This is a genomic window from Pantoea sp. SGAir0183, from assembly GCF_043545505.1.
In genome coordinates this window covers 4,189,432-4,210,483 of record NZ_CP028053.1, presented here as the reverse complement: position 1 = coordinate 4,210,483, position 21,052 = coordinate 4,189,432, and the positions used below count along the sequence as shown (strand labels likewise).

Annotated in this window: 15 protein-coding genes, 1 tRNA gene, 3 rRNA genes and 1 riboswitch; of the genes, 13 read left to right on the top strand and 6 right to left on the bottom strand. The window is 53.3% G+C overall.

Annotated elements, in window-relative coordinates:
- Positions 1-91 precede the first annotated feature (91 nt).
- The 3 genes from thiE to C1N59_RS19580 all read right to left on the bottom strand — a co-directional run bounded on the left by thiE (position 92) and on the right by C1N59_RS19580 (position 3,470).
- Positions 92-724 carry a thiamine phosphate synthase gene (gene thiE, locus C1N59_RS19590; protein ID WP_033737961.1) on the bottom strand — a complete coding sequence of 211 codons (633 nt, stop codon included), beginning with the start codon at positions 722-724 and terminating at the stop codon, positions 92-94.
- Complete coding sequence (thiC, locus tag C1N59_RS19585) at positions 725-2,647, bottom strand: phosphomethylpyrimidine synthase ThiC (protein WP_394550110.1); 1,923 nt, start codon at positions 2,645-2,647, stop codon at positions 725-727. It abuts the gene before it with no gap.
- A gap of 86 nt (positions 2,648-2,733) precedes the next feature.
- Positions 2,734-2,833, bottom strand: a riboswitch (TPP riboswitch).
- A gap of 133 nt (positions 2,834-2,966) precedes the next feature.
- Positions 2,967-3,470, bottom strand: coding sequence for an Rsd/AlgQ family anti-sigma factor (locus tag C1N59_RS19580; protein WP_033737958.1), 504 nt, complete (start codon positions 3,468-3,470; stop codon positions 2,967-2,969).
- Positions 3,471-3,666: 196 nt separating this feature from the next.
- On the opposite strand from C1N59_RS19580, the gene nudC reads away from it, so the two are divergent.
- The 6 genes from nudC to C1N59_RS19550 all read left to right on the top strand — a co-directional run bounded on the left by nudC (position 3,667) and on the right by C1N59_RS19550 (position 8,060).
- Positions 3,667-4,437, top strand: coding sequence for an NAD(+) diphosphatase (nudC, locus tag C1N59_RS19575; RefSeq protein WP_033737957.1), 771 nt, complete (start codon positions 3,667-3,669; stop codon positions 4,435-4,437).
- Between the two features lie 40 nt (positions 4,438-4,477).
- Positions 4,478-5,548, top strand: a complete 1,071-nt coding sequence (hemE, locus tag C1N59_RS19570) for a uroporphyrinogen decarboxylase (RefSeq protein WP_039343272.1) — start codon at positions 4,478-4,480, stop codon at positions 5,546-5,548.
- The gene (gene nfi / locus C1N59_RS19565) at positions 5,548-6,216 is read left to right on the top strand and encodes a deoxyribonuclease V (protein ID WP_033737954.1); all 669 of its coding nucleotides are present in this window, start codon (positions 5,548-5,550) and stop codon (positions 6,214-6,216) included. The genes hemE and nfi overlap by 1 nt, the downstream gene beginning before the upstream one ends.
- 62 nt (positions 6,217-6,278) lie before the next feature.
- Positions 6,279-6,869, top strand: coding sequence for a YjaG family protein (locus tag C1N59_RS19560; protein WP_006121510.1), 591 nt, complete (start codon positions 6,279-6,281; stop codon positions 6,867-6,869).
- 188 nt (positions 6,870-7,057) lie between these two features.
- Positions 7,058-7,330: a nucleoid-associated protein HU-alpha gene (hupA, locus tag C1N59_RS19555; RefSeq protein WP_006121511.1), complete on the top strand. Its 273-nt coding sequence runs from the start codon at positions 7,058-7,060 to the stop codon at positions 7,328-7,330.
- Between the two features lie 67 nt (positions 7,331-7,397).
- Entirely contained in the window at positions 7,398-8,060 is a 663-nt protein-coding gene (locus C1N59_RS19550) for a DUF1481 domain-containing protein (protein WP_394550109.1), read from the top strand.
- A 38-nt stretch (positions 8,061-8,098) separates the two neighbouring features.
- Here the strand turns inward: C1N59_RS19550 and purD are convergent, their stop codons facing one another.
- Positions 8,099-9,379 carry a phosphoribosylamine--glycine ligase gene (purD, locus tag C1N59_RS19545; RefSeq protein ID WP_394550108.1) on the bottom strand — a complete coding sequence of 427 codons (1,281 nt, stop codon included), beginning with the start codon at positions 9,377-9,379 and terminating at the stop codon, positions 8,099-8,101.
- A 16-nt stretch (positions 9,380-9,395) separates the two neighbouring features.
- A complete protein-coding gene (gene purH, locus C1N59_RS19540) occupies positions 9,396-10,985 on the bottom strand; it encodes a bifunctional phosphoribosylaminoimidazolecarboxamide formyltransferase/IMP cyclohydrolase (protein WP_054634702.1) in 1,590 nt (529 codons plus the stop codon).
- A gap of 632 nt (positions 10,986-11,617) precedes the next feature.
- Here purH and C1N59_RS19535 point away from each other — a divergent pair.
- The 4 genes from C1N59_RS19535 to rrf all read left to right on the top strand — a co-directional run bounded on the left by C1N59_RS19535 (position 11,618) and on the right by rrf (position 16,664).
- Positions 11,618-13,159 (top strand): 16S ribosomal RNA (locus C1N59_RS19535).
- 92 nt (positions 13,160-13,251) lie between these two features.
- A tRNA-Glu gene (locus C1N59_RS19530) sits at positions 13,252-13,326 on the top strand.
- Between the two features lie 213 nt (positions 13,327-13,539).
- Positions 13,540-16,444, top strand: a 23S ribosomal RNA gene (locus C1N59_RS19525).
- 104 nt (positions 16,445-16,548) lie between these two features.
- Positions 16,549-16,664, top strand: a 5S ribosomal RNA gene (rrf, locus tag C1N59_RS19520).
- Together the 16S, 23S and 5S rRNA genes with 1 tRNA gene alongside form the textbook arrangement of a ribosomal RNA operon.
- A gap of 570 nt (positions 16,665-17,234) precedes the next feature.
- On the opposite strand, the gene C1N59_RS19515 is transcribed toward rrf, so the two are convergent.
- On the bottom strand, positions 17,235-17,453 hold the full coding sequence (locus tag C1N59_RS19515; protein ID WP_006122329.1) for a YdgH/BhsA/McbA-like domain containing protein: 219 nt from the start codon (positions 17,451-17,453) through the stop codon (positions 17,235-17,237).
- A 584-nt stretch (positions 17,454-18,037) separates the two neighbouring features.
- Here C1N59_RS19515 and C1N59_RS19510 point away from each other — a divergent pair.
- From C1N59_RS19510 to metA, 3 genes are all read left to right on the top strand, one after another.
- Positions 18,038-19,108, top strand: a complete 1,071-nt coding sequence (locus C1N59_RS19510) for an ABC transporter substrate-binding protein (protein ID WP_394550107.1) — start codon at positions 18,038-18,040, stop codon at positions 19,106-19,108.
- Positions 19,077-19,835 (top strand): substrate-binding domain-containing protein, encoded by a 759-nt coding sequence (locus tag C1N59_RS19505; protein ID WP_185200078.1) that lies wholly within the window; start codon positions 19,077-19,079, stop codon positions 19,833-19,835. The genes C1N59_RS19510 and C1N59_RS19505 overlap by 32 nt, the downstream gene beginning before the upstream one ends.
- A gap of 138 nt (positions 19,836-19,973) precedes the next feature.
- Positions 19,974-20,903, top strand: a complete 930-nt coding sequence (gene metA / locus C1N59_RS19500; RefSeq protein ID WP_033738928.1) for a homoserine O-acetyltransferase MetA — start codon at positions 19,974-19,976, stop codon at positions 20,901-20,903.
- Positions 20,904-21,052 lie beyond the last annotated feature (149 nt).

Genomic DNA, 21,052 nt, shown 5'->3' with positions numbered 1-21,052 from the left:
CGCCAGTTGCAATGTTCATTGCCGTGCGCGGCTTTCCAGTTTTTACTGCCTGTTGCACAACGTGCGCGTTTATCTGCGCGACAGGGCGGGGTTAATGCCCGGATTCGGGCTCAACAAGCCGTAACAGCTCGCGGGTGGCCGCCCGCCAGTCCTCTGCCTGCGTAATGGCGCTCACCACGGCGATACTGCCGACACCAGTTTCAAGTACCGCCGGAACGCGATCAATGCTGATGCCGCCAATCGCCACGGTAGAGATCCCCTGCAACCGACTCAGATGGCGTTTAAGTTCAGACAAACCCTGCGGAGAAGAGGGCATCACCTTCGTCTGAGTCGGAAAGATATGTCCCAGCGCAATGTAGGAAGGACGCAGCGCCAGCGCCCGATCCAGCTCAGCATCATCGTGCGTGGAAATGCCCAGGCGCAAGCCTGCGTCCAGAATGCGCTGCACATTGGCCACGGCCAGATCTTCCTGCCCCAGATGAACGCCATAAGCCTTATGCTTAATCGCCAGCTGCCAGTAGTCATTAATAAACAGGCGCGCCTGGTAACGCTGACCTGTTGCGATAGCCTGGATGATGGTGGGTTCAACGATCTCATCTGGCAGATCCTTAATCCGCAGCTGAATCGTGCGCACCCCGGCATCCAGTAAGCGTTCGATCCATTCAACGCTGTCGACCACCGGATACAGCCCTAATCGCGGCGCGGTAGCGGGAAAGGCGTTCATTTACTCCTCCTTAATCGCTGTGGCGGGATGGTAGAGTTCACCGCCCCGTTCACGGAAATGATCAGACATCTGCGCCATGCCAACCTCAATAGCCTGCGCTTCCGCTTCCTGTCTGGCAGCATAGTCACGCACTTCCTGCGTGATCTTCATTGAGCAAAACTTAGGGCCGCACATTGAACAGAAGTGGGCGACTTTACCCGATTCCTGTGGCAACGTTTCATCGTGATAGGCCCGGGCTGTATGAGGATCCAGCGCCAGATTGAACTGATCTTCCCAGCGAAATTCGAAGCGCGCTTTCGACATGGCGTTGTCGCGGATCTGCGCCCCCGGATGGCCTTTGGCCAGATCGGCAGCATGCGCGGCGATCTTGTAAGTGATTAACCCCTGTTTCACATCCTCTTTGTTTGGCAGGCCAAGATGCTCCTTCGGCGTGACGTAACACAACATCGCGCAGCCAAACCAGCCAATCATGGCGGCACCGATGCCAGAGGTAAAATGATCGTAGCCCGGCGCAATGTCGGTCGTCAGTGGGCCCAGAGTATAAAACGGCGCTTCATGGCAATGTTCCAGCTGCTCTGTCATGTTGCGACGGATCATCTGCATCGGGATATGGCCGGGGCCTTCGATCATCACCTGTACGTCATATTCCCAGGCTATTTTTGTCAGTTCACCCAGCGTGTGCAGCTCAGCGAACTGTGCTTCGTCGTTGGCGTCCTGAATCGATCCGGGGCGTAATCCGTCGCCCAGTGACAAAGCGATATCGTAGGCTGCGCAAATTTCACAGATGTCGCGGAAGTGTTCATAGAGAAAGCTCTCTTTGTGATGAGACAGGCACCACTTCGCCATAATGGAGCCACCACGGGACACAATACCGGTCAGGCGTTTTGCAGTCATGGGAACGTAGCGCAGCAGCACACCCGCATGGATAGTAAAATAATCCACGCCCTGTTCGGCCTGCTCCAGTAACGTATCGCGGAAAATGTCCCAGTTCAGGTTTTCAGCCACACCGTTGACCTTCTCCAGTGCCTGATAAATCGGAACAGTGCCGATGGGAACAGGACTGTTACGCAGAATCCATTCACGGGTTTCATGAATATAGCGTCCGGTCGACAGATCCATGACCGTGTCCGCGCCCCAGCGTGTGGACCAGACCAGCTTTTCTACTTCTTCTTCAATAGACGAGGTCACCGCTGAGTTACCAATGTTGGCATTCACCTTCACGAGAAAGTTGCGTCCAATGATCATCGGTTCGGATTCGGGATGGTTGATATTGGCCGGAATAATGGCGCGGCCAGCGGCCACTTCCTGGCGCACAAACTCGGGGGTAATGTTTTCGGGCAGATGGGCACCAAAGCTGTGGCCCGGATGCTGTTGCAGAAGTACCTCACCACAAATGCGCTCACGGCCCATGTTCTCCCTGATGGCGATGAACTCCATCTCTGGCGTGATGATTCCCCGACGCGCGTAATGTAACTGGGTCACACAGCGGCCGGCTTTAGCACGGCGCGGCGTTGGCAGATGTTCAAAGCGCAGGTGATCCAGTCCGTCATCAGCCAGTCGCTGCTGCGTATACGCCGAGCTAATCTGCGTCAGTTTTTCGCTGTCGTCGCGCTCTTCAATCCAGCGAGCACGCAGTTTATCCAGTCCGCGATGCACGTCGATTTTTGCTGCCGGATCGCCATAGGCACCGGCGGTGTCATAAACCGGCACAGGCTCATTTTCCTGGTAAACGGGCTCATCTTTACTGCCGCCGGTCAATGTAGGGCTAAGCTGGATTTCGCGCATGGGGACACGAATGTCGTCACGACTGCCGGTCAGCCAGATACGTTTTGAGTTGGGAAAGGCACTGCCACCCTGCAGGGAATCAATAAATTCCTGTGCCTGAGCACGTTGTTCGCGACGGGTCGTTTTCGTAGTAGACATAGCAATATTCCAGTAAGTGGGAAGGTTGCTTGTCCGGAGTTCGGAAGGAGTAACGGCACAGCGGGCACCCTGAGTGCGGCGTACCGTAAAAATTTACTCTTGTTCCCTTCGCAGGTTCTAACCTGATCAGGTTCCGCGGATCCCGAATTAACGGTCTCAGCCCAATGGGCACTCCGACAAGATTTGGTTTAACGGTTAATCAGGTCCCGCAAGGACGTGCAACCGTCAAACCCTGACTAACATAAAACAGATGTTTTAAAGCCCACTCAGCATAAGGGGGCTTTTTATGAATCACAAGTTATTTACATTTGCGGCACTGTTAAGCAGGGCGGGCAATTTCACTGTCGTTCGCCACTGGCGGAGTCAGGTGATTGTCCCATGCCATTTGGATAAGCTTGTCTTCAAGGGTAAAACGCGCTTCAAGAGCTTCGCCGACTTCTGACAAGGCGTGCTGAAACGTCACATAGTTGTCATCATCGATGGCCTGTTGCAGGTGGCCGTCATACAGCTGCATCAACTGCTCGGTATTGGCTTCCAGCGACGGGTAAATCTGCGCGGCAGCCAGCAGCGGACTGGTGCCGTCCATCTCTGCAATCAAACGCTGGTAAAGGCTAAAGTGACCGGATGAAAGATAATCGACCAGCGTGTGGCAAAAGTTATCCAGTGCCTGCTCGTCCAGGCGAGTCAGCGCTTCTTTTTTCGGCTTGATGCCGACCAAATGGTAATAAGAAACCAACAGCTGGCGGCGAGCTGCCAGCCATGAATCTACCAGTTCATTACTGCCACCTACGCGTTGGGTCAGAACGTCTAACTGGTTAAGCATAGTTAACTCCGTATGCGTTATGCACCTTCATATTTCAGATTAGCGATGCGCCAATTGCGCTTGTTCTCCGCGAACCTGTCGGGATAAATAAGCGTGCTGTCGTCTTGCAACCAGAATTATTTGGGTATAGTTGTTCATCTACACACTTAACATCGGGACTTCAGCGTGCGGGTTGACGCTAAGGATGACGAAATAAATGCAATGCGAAATTTCAAGCGTAGACGCTGGATGGTGGATTGTCAGTAGTGAGCAGAAAATTTGGTTACCGCAAGGCGATTTACCTCACGGAAACGCACAGCAGTTTGGCCTTACCGGGCACCAGGGGCGCGTGATTGGCGAATGGCAGGGAGAGAAGGTCTGGCTGATTTGTGAAACGCGTTCGTCAGATATGCTGTCGTTGCGCCAGTTACTCAACGAAGATCCGGGCCTGTTTCAGCTGGCCGGGCGCGGTGTGCAGTTAGCGGAGTTTTACCGATCTCATCGCTGGTGCGGCTATTGTGGTCATGAGATGCATGCCAGTAAACGCGAATTTGCCTGCCTGTGTAGCCATTGCCGTGAACGTTATTACCCACAAATTGCGCCCTGTATTATCGTTGCTATCCGCCGTGGAGATGAGATCCTGCTGGCCAACCATGCGCGTCATCGTAATAACATTTACACTGTGCTGGCCGGGTTCGTTGAAGTCGGTGAGACCATTGAACAGGCGGTTGCACGCGAAGTGATGGAAGAGAGCAACGTGCGCGTGAAGAATGTCCGTTATGTCACTTCCCAGCCCTGGCCTTTCCCGCAGTCCTTAATGATGGCCTTTATGGCGGAGTATGACGGCGGCGACTTACAGCACGACGGTAAAGAGCTGTTGGATGCCGGATGGTTCCGTTTTGATGCGCTGCCTTTACTGCCTCCACCTGGCACCGTTGCCCGTCGATTAATTGAAGATACCGTTGCCCTCTGCCGCGCTGAGGCGTGAGAGTGCTACACTACTCGCTTGATACCGAGAGAGTCCTGACATGAGTGAACTGAAGAACGACCGTTATTTGCGCGCCCTGTTACGCCAGCCTGTCGATGTTACCCCCGTATGGATGATGCGCCAGGCCGGACGATATTTGCCGGAATATAAAGCCACGCGTGCCCAGGCGGGCGACTTTATGTCGCTGTGTAAGAATGCCGAGCTGGCCTGCGAAGTCACCCTGCAACCATTGCGTCGCTACAAGCTCGATGCGGCCATCCTCTTCAGTGATATTCTCACCATTCCTGATGCGATGGGATTAGGGCTGTACTTCGAAACGGGGGAAGGTCCATGCTTTTCAAACCCCGTAACCTGCCGTGCCGATGTCGATCGCCTGCCTGTTCCCGATCCTGAACAGGAACTGGGTTACGTGATGAATGCCGTACGGACCATCCGTAAGAACCTTAATGGTGAGGTGCCCTTAATTGGTTTTTCAGGCAGTCCGTGGACGCTGGCAACCTATATGGTAGAAGGCGGCAGTAGCAAGGCCTTCACCAAAATTAAAAAAATGATGTACGCCGAACCTGCCACATTGCATGCCATGCTGGATAAGCTGGCCGACAGCGTTATTCTCTATCTCAACGCTCAGATCCGCGCCGGGGCGCAGTCAGTCATGGTGTTTGACACCTGGGGCGGCGCATTGAGTGGCCGCGATTATCGCGAGTTCTCGCTGTATTACATGCATAAAATCGTCGACAGCGTACTGCACGAAAACGAAGGCCGTCGTGTGCCGATCACGCTGTTTACTAAAGGCGGCGGTCAGTGGCTTGAGGCCATGGCTGAAACAGGCTGCGATGCACTGGGCCTGGACTGGACTATCGACATCAGTGAGGCCCGCCGTCGTGTCGGGCATAAAGTTGCCTTACAGGGCAATATGGATCCCTCCATGCTGTACGCACCACCGGCCCGTATCGAGCAGGAAGTGGCCAGTATTCTGGACGGTTTCGGCAAAGGTGAAGGCCACGTATTCAATCTGGGACATGGTATCCATCAGGATGTACCGCCAGAGCATGCCGGCGTCTTCGTTGAGGCGGTGCACCGCCTTTCCCGCCAGTATCATCAGGAGTCATAATGGATATTGCTGCACTTCGTGCGGAGCAACAACAGCGTGCCGCAGACGTCGTGCGGCAGGACGATTTTGATGTGCTGCCGCCACGCTTTATTGGTGGCGCAGACGTCGGGTTTGAACAGGAAGGTGCGGTCACGCGCGCGGCGCTGGTTATTCTCGAATACCCGTCGCTGAAGCTGGTGGAGCATCGTATCGCGCGCATCGAGACGACTATGCCGTACATTCCTGGCTTTCTCTCTTTCCGGGAATATCCCGCCTTGCTGGCGGCATGGAATATGCTGGAGCAGAAGCCTGACCTGTTGTTTGTCGACGGTCACGGCATTTCGCATCCGCGTCGGCTCGGTGTGGCGTCACACTTTGGACTGATGGTCGATGTTCCCACCATCGGTGTCGCCAAAAAGCGTTTGTGCGGACGGTTTGAGCCGCTGGACGAGACTCCCGGCAGTCGCCAGCCGTTAATGGATAAAGGGGAGCAAATTGGCTGGGTATGGCGCAGCAAGGTACGCTGTAATCCGCTGTTTGTGGCCACCGGGCATCGCGTCAGCCTGGACAGTGCCCTCGATTGGGTTGAAAAGTGTACTCAGGGCTACCGTTTACCGGAACCGACGCGCTGGGCAGATGCTGTCGCATCACGCCGACCTGCATTTCTGCGCTGGCAAAACGCGCTTTAGCACTGTTTGTAGGGCGCTTTTGCGTTACACTGCGGCCAGCGAAACGAATAAGAGCTCTGTGTATGTTACAAAACCCTGTGCATTTGCGTCTGGCAAAGCTGGAAAGCTGGCAACATCTGACGTTTATGGCTTGCCTGTGCGAGCGCATGTATCCTAATTACATGGCCTTTTGCCAGCAAACTGCGTTTGCCGATCCTGCGCTTTATCGCCGAATTCTCGATCTGATTTGGGAAACGCTGACGGTGAAAGATGCAAAGATCAACTTCGACAGTCAACTGGAAAAGCTCGAAGCTGCGATTCCGGATGGCGATGATTTTGAGGTCTACGGCGTGTATCCGGCCATCGATGCCTGTGTGGCATTAAGTGAAGTGCTGCACGCCCTGTTAAGTGGCGAAACGCTTGAACATGCGATTGAAGTCAGCAAGACCTCCATCACCACCGTGGCCATTCTGGAAATGACTCAGGCAGGTCGTGAAATGACTGATGAAGAGCTGCGGGAAAACCCGGCTGTCATCGACGAATGGGACCTGCAATGGGAGATTTTTCGCCTGCTCGCAGACTGTGAAGAGCGAGACCTTGAATTGATAAAAGGTCTGCGATCCGACCTGCGCGAGGCGGGAATTAGTAACATCGGTATAAAAATTCAGCAATAAGGCGAGAAAACGTGACTTCAGGCCTTAATTAGCGCGCCTAGAGGCTTCACATCAGCCCCCTGTCTGGTCTACATTTGGGGGGCTGAAAATTGTGGCTATCGGTGCGTGCAGGCTGAAGAGTGCCCGAAGTTGGCTTTTCCCTCGCACTCGTTGCTTAGCAAGCGATAAATACACTTTAAGGATAACTTATGAACAAGACTCAACTGATTGATGTGATCGCAGAAAAAGCTGACCTGTCTAAAACCCAGGCCAAGGCAGCGCTGGAATCTACTCTGGCTGCAATCACTGAGTCTCTGAAAGAGGGTGATGCTGTACAACTGGTTGGTTTTGGTACTTTTAAAGTGAACCACCGCGCTGAGCGTACCGGTCGTAACCCACAGACTGGCAAAGAAATCAAAATCGCTGCGGCAAACGTACCTGCATTCGTGTCTGGTAAAGCTCTGAAAGACGCCGTCAAGTAAGACGTCGCATAGCGGTAAAGTTTTAAACAGGGGCGATTTCGCCCCTTTTGTTTAAGGGCCAGCCACCATGACTACGCTGCTTCAGCGCTTTTCCGCCCTGCTTCTCTCCTCACTGATTATCGGGTGCAGTTCCACCCCCGACATTCCCGCCTTTTCCGCCAGTGGTTATCTGGCCGACCGTGGCAGTGTGCGTATCTGGCGTAAGAATACGGATCATCAGTCTGTGCATATTCGTACGCTGTACAACCCGTTTAACAGCGAAAAAAGCGAAACGACAGACTACCGCTGGCTGGGCGATCATCTGGTCAGCGTTGAGCGTCAGGTGAAAGGCGCGCCTCCCGACGATGTCACCCTGCGATTTGACCAGAATGGCAGTCTTAACTTTATGCAGCGCCAGCTTGCTACTCAACGTGAAGCGGTCAGCCCTGATACGGTGGAACTTTATAAGTTTGACGCGCAACGTATGCGGGACATCAGCGATGCGCTCTTAAGCGGTCGGGTGTTTCTGAAGCAGGGGCACTGGGCAGGGGGCAATGTCGTGGAGACCTGTGACGGCCAAAAGGTGACGCCAGCGTTTGACAGTGAGGCATGGCAGACGCTCACGCATTACCGCCGTCATTCCGCTGGTCCCTTGATGGTTTCATGGCTGGAAGCGCCGGAAGGCGTTCAACTGTTGCGGGTCAGCCACAAAGACGAATGTGCAGATGAGCCCAAAGAGGCGGATTTCTGAGACATGAAAAAGGGGCACAACGTGTGCCCCTGTCATCGTTACTGGCGACCAATGGCGCGATAGCCGATATCGCGGCGGCAGAAACTGCCTTGCCAGGAAATCGGCTGAGCAAGCGCATAAGCGCGCTTCTGCGCAGCGGCAACGTCATCGCCTAACGCGGTGACGCACAACACACGTCCACCGTTAGTCAGTACGCGGTCGCCTTCCAGGCGTGTACCGGCATGGAAAACTTTGCCGTCAGCCGCTTCTTCCTGCGGCAAACCGTGAATCTGTTCGCCGTTCGCGTAGGGGCCAGGGTAGCCGCCAGCCGCCAGCACCACGCCCAGCGAAGGGCGGGGATCCCATTGTGAGTCTTTTTGATCGAGCTTGCCTTCACAGGCAGCCAGACAGAGATCCACCAGATCCGATTGCAGGCGCAGCATAATGGGCTGCGTTTCCGGATCGCCGAAACGGCAGTTGAATTCGATCACTTTTGGCTGACCGGTCTTATCGATCATCAGCCCGGCATATAAGAAGCCTGTGTAAACATTCCCTTCTGCTGCCATGCCACGTACGGTTGGCCAGATGACCTGGTCCATGACGCGCTGGTGGATTTCATCCGTCACCACTGGTGCAGGAGAGTAAGCGCCCATACCGCCGGTGTTTGGTCCTGTATCCCCATCGCCGACGCGTTTGTGATCCTGACTGGTGGCCATCGGCAGGACATTCTCGCCATCGACCATCACGATAAAACTGGCTTCTTCACCGTCCAGGAACTCTTCGATCACAATACGGTGCCCGGCGTCACCAAAGGCGTTGCCCGCCAGCATATCCTGCACCGCGTTTTCGGCTTCCTGCAACGTCATGGCCACAATGACACCTTTACCGGCAGCCAGGCCATCGGCTTTGATGACAATGGGCGCCCCTTTTTCACGCAGGTAGGCCAGCGCAGGGGCGACCTCGGTGAAATTATGGTATTCGGCAGTGGGGATGTTGTGACGTGCAAGGAAGTCTTTCGTGAACGCTTTCGAACCTTCCAGCTGTGCGGCAGCCTGAGTCGGACCAAAGATTTTTAAGCCGGCGGCACGGAATGCATCAACCACGCCAATCACCAGCGGCGCTTCGGGTCCAACGATAGTGAGATCGATCTGTTCACGTTGCGCAAAGGCAAGTAATGCCGGGATATCTGTTGGGGAAATATCGACGTTCTGTAAAGTCGGTTCCAGCGCCGTACCTGCATTACCAGGGGCGACAAAAACGGCCGTTGCCAGCGGCGACTGGGCGGCTTTCCAGGCCAGGGCATGTTCACGTCCGCCGTTACCGATGATTAAAATTTTCATAAAACGCTCCACAGAATTAATGACGGAAGTGACGCATATCAGTAAAGATCATGGCAATACCGTGTTCATCGGCAGCTGCAATCACTTCGTCGTCGCGGATAGAGCCGCCTGGCTGAATGACACAGCTCACGCCCACGGCTGCAGCGGCATCAATACCATCACGGAATGGGAAGAACGCATCGGAAGCCATCGCAGAACCTTTAACTTCGAGACCTTCATCACCCGCTTTGATGCCCGCAATTTTGGCAGAATAGACGCGGCTCATCTGGCCCGCACCTATGCCAATAGTCATATTGTCGCGTGCATAGACAATGGCGTTGGACTTAACGAATTTAGCCACTTTCCAGCAGAACAGAGCATCACGCAGTTCCTGTTCAGAAGGCTGACGCTTGCTGACGACACGCAACTGGCTGGCATCGACCATCCCCAGATCGCGATCCTGAACCAGCAGACCACCATTCACCCGTTTGAAATCCAGCGCGGCGACACGGCCCTGCCATTCACCACATACCAGTACACGAACGTTTTGTTTCGCCGCCGTGATTTTCAGGGCCGCTTCGGTCGCCGAAGGGGCGATGATCACTTCAACAAACTGCCGGCTGATAATGGCCTGTGCGGTCGCCTCGTCCAGTTCACGGTTAAACGCAATAATACCGCCAAATGCAGAGGTAGGATCGGTCTGGTAAGCGCGCTCGTAAGCCGCCAGAATGGACTCGCCGACGGCCACGCCGCAAGGATTAGCATGCTTTACAATGACGCACGCGGGCTCAGCGAATTCTTTTACGCACTCCAGTGCTGCATCGGTATCCGCAATGTTGTTATAAGACAGTGCTTTGCCCTGCACCTGCTCGGCGGTAGCGACAGAGGCCTCCTGTACATTTTCTTCTATATAGAAGGCGGCATCCTGATGGCTGTTCTCGCCATAACGCATATCCTGCTTTTTAACGAAGTTAAGATTGAGGGTGCGTGGGAAGCGTCCTGCCGGCTGCTCAGTTTCACCATGGTAGGCGGGAACCATGCTACCGAAGTAGTTGGCAATCATGCTGTCGTACGCAGCGGTGTGTTCAAACGCTTTGATCGCCAGGTCAAAACGGGTTTCCAGCGTCAGTGAGTTTTGGTTGGCGTCCAGCTCGGCGATGATGGCCGGGTAGTCGCTGCTCTTTACCACAATCGCCACATCTTTGTGGTTCTTGGCCGCCGAGCGCACCATGGTTGGGCCACCAATATCAATGTTCTCTACGGCATCTTCCAGTGAGCAGTCTGGCTTCGCAACGGTTTGTGCAAAGGGATAAAGATTAACGACCACCATATCGATAGGGTTGATAGCGTGCTGCGCCATTACCGCATCATCTTGTCCGCGACGTCCCAGAATGCCGCCATGGACCTTCGGGTGCAGCGTTTTAACGCGTCCATCCATCATTTCCGGGAAACCGGTGTAGTCAGACACTTCGATGACGGGGAGCCCTGCCTCTGCCAGCAGACGTGCGGTGCCGCCTGTAGAGAGCAGCTCAACACCACGTTGGGAGAGTGCCTGAGCAAATTCGAGGATGCCGGCTTTATCAGAAACACTGAGCAGGGCGCGGCGTAAAGGACGAGGTTGTTGCATGGTGGTTTTATCCCTTGGCTTTGATTCGCGTAAATAAGAGCGTTACATCAAGTTTGCGAGCTTTCTTCCTCTTTATAGAGAAGTGAAAACGCGAAAACTTCAGGTAACACCCCGAAAAGGGGCATCCATAGCGTTGCGGGGGCATTGTAGCGAAAACGTTTGCGTGATGCTCGTCTAAATTTGTACGTAACAGGAATGTGGATAACTTTGTGTGTAACTGCGTATAAGGCGGGCTTTTGCTGTGGAATGCAGCGAACAGTCATTTTTATTGAATTTAGCCCTTGTCAGCCCGCGAGAACTCCCTATAATGCGCCTCCATCGACACGGCACAACGGCTTACGGAATGCGGTGTTGAGAGGGTCAGGCAACTGAGCCGCCGGAGAAAAACTTCTGAAAAAGAGGTTGACTCTGAAGGAGGAAAGCGTAATATACGCCACCTCGCAACAGACGGTTAACCCGCTGGTTGCACTGCTCTTTAACAATTTATCAGACAATCTGTGTGGGCACTCGCAGGATTGATATCCGCGTCTCCGGACGCAAAAAATATCAAGTCTTAAGAGTGAACACGTATTGAAATTCATTACGACGTTTTCCTTGAGCATCGCTGCACTGGTTGCAGCAAATCAAACTTTAAATTGAAGAGTTTGATCATGGCTCAGATTGAACGCTGGCGGCAGGCCTAACACATGCAAGTCGGACGGTAGCACAGAGGAGCTTGCTCCTCGGGTGACGAGTGGCGGACGGGTGAGTAATGTCTGGGAAACTGCCCGATGGAGGGGGATAACTACTGGAAACGGTAGCTAATACCGCATAACGTCGCAAGACCAAAGTGGGGGACCTCCGGGCCTCACACCATCGGATGTGCCCAGATGGGATTAGCTTGTAGGCGGGGTAACGGCCCACCTAGGCGACGATCCCTAGCTGGTCTGAGAGGATGACCAGCCACACTGGAACTGAGACACGGTCCAGACTCCTACGGGAGGCAGCAGTGGGGAATATTGCACAATGGGCGCAAGCCTGATGCAGCCATGCCGCGTGTATGAAGAAGGCCTTCGGGTTGTAAAGTACTTTCAGCGGGGAGGAAGGTGGTGAGGTTAATAACCTCATCAATTGACGTTACCCGCAGAAGAAGCACCGGCTAACTCCGTGCCAGCAGCCGCGGTAATACGGAGGGTGCAAGCGTTAATCGGAATTACTGGGCGTAAAGCGCACGCAGGCGGTCTGTTAAGTCAGATGTGAAATCCCCGGGCTTAACCTGGGAACTGCATTTGAAACTGGCAGGCTTGAGTCTCGTAGAGGGGGGTAGAATTCCAGGTGTAGCGGTGAAATGCGTAGAGATCTGGAGGAATACCGGTGGCGAAGGCGGCCCCCTGGACGAAGACTGACGCTCAGGTGCGAAAGCGTGGGGAGCAAACAGGATTAGATACCCTGGTAGTCCACGCCGTAAACGATGTCGACTTGGAGGTTGTTCCCTTGAGGAGTGGCTTCCGGAGCTAACGCGTTAAGTCGACCGCCTGGGGAGTACGGCCGCAAGGTTAAAACTCAAATGAATTGACGGGGGCCCGCACAAGCGGTGGAGCATGTGGTTTAATTCGATGCAACGCGAAGAACCTTACCTACTCTTGACATCCAGCGAACTTTCCAGAGATGGATTGGTGCCTTCGGGAACGCTGAGACAGGTGCTGCATGGCTGTCGTCAGCTCGTGTTGTGAAATGTTGGGTTAAGTCCCGCAACGAGCGCAACCCTTATCCTTTGTTGCCAGCGATTCGGTCGGGAACTCAAAGGAGACTGCCGGTGATAAACCGGAGGAAGGTGGGGATGACGTCAAGTCATCATGGCCCTTACGAGTAGGGCTACACACGTGCTACAATGGCGCATACAAAGAGAAGCGACCTCGCGAGAGCAAGCGGACCTCATAAAGTGCGTCGTAGTCCGGATCGGAGTCTGCAACTCGACTCCGTGAAGTCGGAATCGCTAGTAATCGTGGATCAGAATGCCACGGTGAATACGTTCCCGGGCCTTGTACACACCGCCCGTCACACCATGGGAGTGGGTTGCAAAAGAAGTAGGTAGCTTAACCCTCGGGAGGGCGCTTACCACTTTGTGATTCATGACTGGGGTGAAGTCGTAACAAGGTAACCGTAGGGGAACCTGCGGTTGGATCACCTCCTTACCTGAAGATACCTTCGTGCGCAGTGCTCACACAGATTGTCTGATAGAAAGCTGAAGAAGCAAGACGGCTGCGAAGCCGAGACACACGTACGTGTCCCCTTCGTCTAGCGGTTAGGACTCCGCCCTTTCACGGCGGCAACAGGGGTTCGAATCCCCTAGGGGACGCCACTTGCTTGGTGACAGGTGAAAGGTGTCTCCACAAAGTATCTCAAAACTGGCCTCAGGGTCACGTTTGAGATATTTGCTCTTTAACAATCCGGAACAAGCTGAAAATTTGAAACGACGCACGTCGTGTTCCTCCGTAATAAGGAACACAGCACGATGCGTTCGGGTCTCTCAAAAGCTCATAACACGCAAGCGCAAAACGCCTGTGGGTTGTGAGGTTAAGCGACCAAGCGTACACGGTGGATGCCCTGGCAGTCAGAGGCGATGAAGGGCGTGCTAATCTGCGATAAGCGCCGGTAAGGTGATATGAACCGCTACAACCGGCGATACCCGAATGGGGAAACCCAGTGTGACTCGTCACACTATCATGCAGTGAATCCATAGCGGCATGAGGCGAACCGGGGAACTGAAACATCTAAGTACCCCGAGGAAAAGAAATCAACCGAGATTCCCCCAGTAGCGGCGAGCGAACGGGGAGGAGCCCAGAACCTGCATCAGCTTGTGCATCAGTGGAAGCGTCTGGAAAGTCGCAGGGTACAGGGTGATACTCCCGTACACAAAGGTGCACAGGCTGTGAGTTCGATGAGTAAGGCGGGACACGTGGTATCCTGTCTGAATATGGGGGGACCATCCTCCAAGGCTAAATACTCCTGACTGACCGATAGTGAACCAGTACCGTGAGGGAAAGGCGAAAAGAACCCCGGCGAGGGGAGTGAAACAGAACCTGAAACCGTGTACGTACAAGCAGTGGGAGCACCTTCGTGGTGTGACTGCGTACCTTTTGTATAATGGGTCAGCGACTTATATTCTGTAGCAAGGTTAACCGTATAGGGGAGCCGCAGGGAAACCGAGTCTTAACTGGGCGTTAAGTTGCAGGGTATAGACCCGAAACCCGGTGATCTAGCCATGGGCAGGTTGAAGGTTGGGTAACACTAACTGGAGGACCGAACCGACTAATGTTGAAAAATTAGCGGATGACCTGTGGCTGGGGGTGAAAGGCCAATCAAACCGGGAGATAGCTGGTTCTCCCCGAAAGCTATTTAGGTAGCGCCTCGTGAACTCATCTCCGGGGGTAGAGCACTGTTTCGGCTAGGGGGCCATCCCGGCTTACCAACCCGATGCAAACTGCGAATACCGGAGAATGTTATCACGGGAGACACACGGCGGGTGCTAACGTCCGTCGTGAAGAGGGAAACAACCCAGACCGCCAGCTAAGGTCCCAAAGTCATGGTTAAGTGGGAAACGATGTGGGAAGGCACAGACAGCCAGGATGTTGGCTTAGAAGCAGCCATCATTTAAAGAAAGCGTAATAGCTCACTGGTCGAGTCGGCCTGCGCGGAAGATGTAACGGGGCTAAACCATGCACCGAAGCTGCGGCAGCGACGCGTAAGCGTTGCTGGGTAGGGGAGCGTTCTGTAAGCCGCTGAAGGTGTGCTGTGAGGCATGCTGGAGGTATCAGAAGTGCGAATGCTGACATAAGTAACGATAAACAAGGTGAAAAACCTTGTCGCCGGAAGACCAAGGGTTCCTGTTCAACGTTAATCGGAGCAGGGTGAGTCGACCCCTAAGGCGAGGCCGAAAGGCGTAGTCGATGGGAAACAGGTTAATATTCCTGTACTTGGTGTTACTGCGAAGGGGGGACGGAGAAGGCTATATCGGCCGGGCGACGGTTGTCCCGGTTTAAGCGTGTAGGTGTGTGCGCCAGGCAAATCCGGTGCACTTTACACTGAGGCGTGACGACGAGGCACCACGGTGCTGAAGTGATAAATGCCCTGCTTCCAGGAAAAGCCTCTAAGCATCAGGTAACACGAAATCGTACCCCAAACCGACACAGGTGGTCAGGTAGAGAATACCCAGGCGCTTGAGAGAACTCGGGTGAAGGAACTAGGCAAAATGGTGCCGTAACTTCGGGAGAAGGCACGCTGGCGCGTAGGTGAGGGGACTTGCTCCCGGAGCCGAGGCCAGTCGAAGATACCAGCTGGCTGCAACTGTTTATTAAAAACACAGCACTGTGCAAACACGAAAGTGGACGTATACGGTGTGACGCCTGCCCGGTGCCGGAAGGTTAATTGATGGGGTTATCCGTAAGGAGAAGCTCTTGATCGAAGCCCCGGTAAACGGCGGCCGTAACTATAACGGTCCTAAGGTAGCGAAATTCCTTGTCGGGTAAGTTCCGACCTGCACGAATGGCGTAATGATGGCCAGGCTGTCTCCACCCGAGACTCAGTGAAATTGAAATCGCTGTGAAGATGCAGTGTACCCGCGGCAAGACGGAAAGACCCCGTGAACCTTTACTACAGCTTGACACTGAACACTGAGCCTTGATGTGTAGGATAGGTGGGAGGCTTTGAAGCGTGGACGCCAGTCTGCGTGGAGCCGTCCTTGAAATACCACCCTTTAATGTTTGGTGTTCTAACGTGGGCCCGTGATCCGGGCTGCGGACAGTGTCTGGTGGGTAGTTTGACTGGGGCGGTCTCCTCCCAAAGCGTAACGGAGGAGCACGAAGGTTGGCTAATCCTGGTCGGACATCAGGAGGTTAGTGCAATGGCATAAGCCAGCTTGACTGCGAGAGTGACGGCTCGAGCAGGTGCGAAAGCAGGTCATAGTGATCCGGTGGTTCTGAATGGAAGGGCCATCGCTCAACGGATAAAAGGTACTCCGGGGATAACAGGCTGATACCGCCCAAGAGTTCATATCGACGGCGGTGTTTGGCACCTCGATGTCGGCTCATCACATCCTGGGGCTGAAGTAGGTCCCAAGGGTACGGCTGTTCGCCGTTTAAAGTGGTACGCGAGCTGGGTTTAGAACGTCGTGAGACAGTTCGGTCCCTATCTGCCGTGGGCGCTGGAGAATTGAGGGGGGTTGCTCCTAGTACGAGAGGACCGGAGTGAACGCACCGCTGGTGTCCGGGTTGTCACGCCAGTGGCACTGCCCGGTAGCTAAGTGCGGAAAAGATAAGTGCTGAAAGCATCTAAGCACGAAACTTGCCCCGAGATGAGTTCTCCCTGAGGCTCCGAGCCTCCTGAAGGGACGTTGAAGACGACGACGTTGATAGGCCGGGTGTGTAAGCGCAGCGATGCGTTGAGCTTACCGGTACTAATGACCCGTGAGGCTTAACCTTACAACGCCAGAGGCGTTTTGGGTTGAGAGACAGAAAGAATTTTCAGCCTTGTTTACCGGATAACGCCGTGCGGCCCGAGAGGGCGGTGCGGCAGACAGAATCTGCCTGGCGGCTGTAGCGCGGTGGTCCCACCTGACCCCATGCCGAACTCAGAAGTGAAACGCCGTAGCGCCGATGGTAGTGTGGGGTCTCCCCATGCGAGAGTAGGGAACTGCCAGGCATCAATCAGGTGAAGAAGCCCCGTACGGAAGTACGGGGCTTTTTTACGTCCGGCGTCCGGGGAGGGCGGGGGCTGCCGGGCCTCTGCGGGCTTCACAGATCTTTGTTGCTGCCTGACCGGGCGCGCGGAACCGTTATGCCGGAACCCTCCGTCGACTGTCAGCCCATTCTCATCCCGTTTATAGCAACGCGATGAAACGATGGCTTATGACGTATTTCCGCCTCCTTTCCTGAATATAAATAATGTCGTGAAACAGGGTAAGCCTGCCATCATCCCGACGTTATGACATCCGATCTCTTTCAATATCAAAACCAGTAAATCAAACGAACGCGTCACCCCTGCCGTGATCCAAGAAACGGTTATGTCTGTGCTTAACGTGACTTTGGGCGCATTCGTTTTACTGGAAGAAAAGATGGGACGTACAGGGGCTAAATACTGGTGATTTAATTACGTGTTAATGCAGGGAAATATACGTCGGCACGGTAAGATATGAATAAAAAAGTTTGAAAAGCCGGTAATTAAAGCGCCGGGAGGCGTTTTAAAACCGGCTTTTTATTTCACTTACTGACATTATTTATATAATTCAGCGGTGACGTGTGCGTAGTTATTCGTGTCAGCACTAATCACTTTAAAATGCTCGCCCTGCTGTTTAGCCTGTCTGGCGATTTTAGAAACCGCGCCATCCAGCGTTAACGAGGTGGCAGAGACCGTTTCTGCGGCGAAACAACCAAAAGACATCAGTGTCAATGCTACAGCCGCAGCGGCTGATGATACTTTATTGATTTTCATAACATTACCCCTTGATTCCGGTTGATGAAGGAGTCTGTCTGGCTCCGTTAAAATCAAATTAGCAAAAGGAACGCGATCTAAAATTAACGTCGTGTGCTCTAATTAATATCAAGCTGATAAGATTAATTGCAGTGTGTAAAAGTGAATATCATCAGGTTAACTGTGTAGGGATTTAATACGGAAATAACATATTTCAACAATGGGGACGTTATTTTGAACTGACATTTTCAGGCCCTAATCATAAGTAAACAGGTTAAATGCACCAGGATAAAGCGTATTTGCTGAGTACGCACTAATCCTGCCGATTTATTCTCATCTTTTGTAGTTTGTCTCAGCTAAAAACATGCCCTCTTAAGTGGATATCAGCATGCAGAGCGATGTCAGGGCATACGCGCATTTCAAGGTCAGCAAACCGAACCAATGGGCTGGCGCTGTCTGTCAGGCGCGCCCTGCATCGAAAATGCCACGACACCGACAGTCATCCCTGCCACGCAGACCCGTGTCAACGACAGGCGCATCCACTGTTTACCTTGTCGCGGTGCATCGCTATATAATCAAATACATTACGCTACAGGGGACCTTCATTGAAAATCAGACCGAATCACCTCGTCTTTACAGGCTTACTTATCTTTACCGCATGGAACAGCTACGCCAGCCGCATCGTGACCGATCAGCTTGGTCGTAACGTTACAATCCCGGATCGGGTTGATCGCGTGGTTGTGCTTCAGCACCAGACGCTGAATCTTCTGGTGCAGTTAAATGCGACAGATAAAATTGTAGGGATACTGGCTAACTGGAAACAGCAGTTAGGGGACAATTACGCAACGCTGGTGCCTGAGCTGACGCATAAAGCAATGCTGGGTGATTTGACCCATGTTGATCTGGAAAAGCTAATTGCACTGCATCCACAGGTGGTATTCGTCACCAACTATGCGCCGAAAGAGATGATTGACCAGATCTCCGCACTGGGCATTCCTGTACTGGCGATTTCACTGCGTCACGATGACGCCGGGCAGCAGGGCGAAATTAATCCCAGTATGCAAAATGAAGATAAGGCCTACGATCTCGGGATAAAGGAAGGCATCACCCTGATAGGTGATGTGGTGAACAGGCAGCAGCAGGCCAAAGCTCTCATCTCAGCAGCCTTTGCGGGGCGTAAAGAGGTGACTGATCGTCTCCACGATCTCCCTGAACAGCAGCGTGTACGCGCCTATATGGCCAATCCCAGTCTGACGACATACGGTGCCGGGAAATATACGGGGCTGATGATGGCCCATGCTGGCGCACTGAACGTGGCAGCATCGACTATTCAGGGTTTCAGGCAGGTCAGCATGGAACAGGTGGTGGTCTGGAATCCGCAGGTAATTTTTGTGCAGAACCGCTATCCGCAGGTTGTTCAGGCGATTCAGCACGATCCGCTCTGGCAGACCATTGATGCTGTCAAACATCACCGTGTCTGGTTGATGCCTGACTATGCCAAGGCATGGGGCTATCCGATGCCAGAAGCCATAGGGTTAGGTGAACTGTGGATGGCGAAAAAACTCTATCCTGACAAATTTCGCGATGTGGATATGCAGCAGCGGGCCGACCGCTGGTATCGCCGCTTTTACCGGACCGCCTATCATGAAACCTCTCCAGATTCTGGCGGCCGGTAGTCTGCGCGATGTGTGGCCGGTGCTGGTTGCCGCGTTCAGCGCGGAATACGGCATAACGACACAAACACACTATGGCCCGGCTGGTTTACTGCGTCAGCGCATCGAACAGGGTGAAGTCGGTGACATGTTTGTTTCGGCCAACCTGCAGCATCCCACAAGCCTGTCGCGACAAGGTCTGGCAGAGGACACCGGTCATTTCATCGATAACAGGCTGTGTCTGACTGCCAGGCGGGAGGATGTCTCTGCAGAAGACGACTGGCTGTCATTACTGCAACGTGATGATTTACGGCTGGCAACCTCAACGCCCCTGTACGATCCCTCAGGGGATTACACGTGGCAGTTATTCGAAAACATTGAGCAGCGATATCCCGGTCAGGGCAGCCGAATCCGGAACAAAGCAAACGCCCTGGTTGGTGGCCCGGACAGTCTGCCTGTTCCTGTTGGCAGACTGGCAGCCCAGTGGCTCATTGATGAAGGCTACGCTGAACTCTTTATTGGCTATGCCAGTTATGCGCCCCGCCTGAGGCATCACCAGTCCCTTCTGGTGCTTAATATTCCCCCTGCTTACAACGTACGGGCGCAATACGGCTGGGCCACTCTTTCACCCTCCGCCATGCCGCTTGCCGCCTTCCTCCATACTGATGAGGCACAGCGTATTTTGCGGCGTTACGGTTTTTTGCCGCCGTATGGTTTCAGAAAGCCCGCACAAGGTAAAGCCTGTCTCTGACCCACCAGTGCGGGCTGTAACAGTGCCTTGAAACTTTTTCACCTGTCTATATGCAGACTCGACATTTAGCAAAAGAGCCGTTATCTTTGGCTGTCTGGATGTCTAAACGTATATATGGTTACAAGAGGTGATTAAGTCATGCCAATCAGGGTTCCCGATGAATTACCGGCAGTGAATTTTTTACGTAACGAAAATGTCTTCGTGATGACGTCGTCGCGCGCCAGTGTTCAGGAGATCCGCCCACTTAAAGTTCTGGTACTTAATCTGATGCCTAAAAAGATTGAGACCGAAAACCAGTTCCTGCGCTTGCTCTCTAACTCACCTTTGCAGATTGATGTCCAGTTGCTGCGTATCGACAGCCGTGAATCGCGTAACACACCCAGCGATCACCTTAATAATTTCTACCGTAACTTTGAGGATATCCAGCACGATAACTATGATGGCTTAATCGTTACAGGTGCGCCGCTGGGCCTGGTTGAATTTAACGATGTCGCCTACTGGCCCCAGATACAGCAGGTGCTGGCGTGGGCGAAAGATCATGTTACCTCGACCCTGTTTGTCTGTTGGGCTGTACAGGCAGCACTGAATATTTTGTATGGTATTCCTAAACAAACCCGACAGACGAAACTTGCAGGCGTATTTGAACATCAGATTCTCCATCCCCATGCCTTACTGACGCGGGGATTCGATGATAATTTTCTCGCTCCGCATTCGCGTTATGCGGATTTCCCCACTCAGCTGATCACCGATTACACCGATCTGGAATTATTTGCTGAATCGGAACAAACCGGTGCCTACCTGATGGCAAGCAAGGACAAGAGGCTGGTGTTCGTTACGGGTCACCCGGAATATGATGCGTTAACACTGGCGGGAGAGTTTCAGCGCGACTATGACGCAGGGCTGAACCCTGACGTGCCGTACAATTACTTCCCCCACGATGATCCGCAGCGTCATCCACGCGCCACATGGCGTAGCCATGGAAACCTGTTGTTTTCAAACTGGCTGAACTATTACGTCTATCAAATTACGCCGTTTGATCTGCGCCATATGAATCCGACGCTGGAATAAGCGCACTTTCATTACAACTGAACCGTGTTAGCTGGCTGGCAACACGGTTTTTTTTCATCCTTAAAAAGCTTTGAAAGGCATTACCTAAAGGAAAGTAAAAATAAAACCATAAATTTCAATGATATAAATATAATATTTAATTAAAATGG

Excerpts from the sequence above, each read along its gene's own strand:
- thiE (WP_033737961.1), bottom strand. The coding sequence starts at position 724 with ATGAACGCCTTTCCCGCTACCGCGCCGCGATTAGGGCTGTATCCGGTG.
- thiC (WP_394550110.1), bottom strand. The coding sequence starts at position 2,647 with ATGTCTACTACGAAAACGACCCGTCGCGAACAACGTGCTCAGGCACAG.
- C1N59_RS19580 (WP_033737958.1), bottom strand. The coding sequence starts at position 3,470 with ATGCTTAACCAGTTAGACGTTCTGACCCAACGCGTAGGTGGCAGTAAT.
- nudC (WP_033737957.1), top strand. The coding sequence starts at position 3,667 with ATGCAATGCGAAATTTCAAGCGTAGACGCTGGATGGTGGATTGTCAGT.
- hemE (WP_039343272.1), top strand. The coding sequence starts at position 4,478 with ATGAGTGAACTGAAGAACGACCGTTATTTGCGCGCCCTGTTACGCCAG.
- nfi (WP_033737954.1), top strand. The coding sequence starts at position 5,548 with ATGGATATTGCTGCACTTCGTGCGGAGCAACAACAGCGTGCCGCAGAC.
- C1N59_RS19560 (WP_006121510.1), top strand. The coding sequence starts at position 6,279 with ATGTTACAAAACCCTGTGCATTTGCGTCTGGCAAAGCTGGAAAGCTGG.
- hupA (WP_006121511.1), top strand. The coding sequence starts at position 7,058 with ATGAACAAGACTCAACTGATTGATGTGATCGCAGAAAAAGCTGACCTG.
- C1N59_RS19550 (WP_394550109.1), top strand. The coding sequence starts at position 7,398 with ATGACTACGCTGCTTCAGCGCTTTTCCGCCCTGCTTCTCTCCTCACTG.
- purD (WP_394550108.1), bottom strand. The coding sequence starts at position 9,379 with ATGAAAATTTTAATCATCGGTAACGGCGGACGTGAACATGCCCTGGCC.
- purH (WP_054634702.1), bottom strand. The coding sequence starts at position 10,985 with ATGCAACAACCTCGTCCTTTACGCCGCGCCCTGCTCAGTGTTTCTGAT.
- C1N59_RS19515 (WP_006122329.1), bottom strand. The coding sequence starts at position 17,453 with ATGAAAATCAATAAAGTATCATCAGCCGCTGCGGCTGTAGCATTGACA.
- C1N59_RS19505 (WP_185200078.1), top strand. The coding sequence starts at position 19,077 with ATGAAACCTCTCCAGATTCTGGCGGCCGGTAGTCTGCGCGATGTGTGG.
- metA (WP_033738928.1), top strand. The coding sequence starts at position 19,974 with ATGCCAATCAGGGTTCCCGATGAATTACCGGCAGTGAATTTTTTACGT.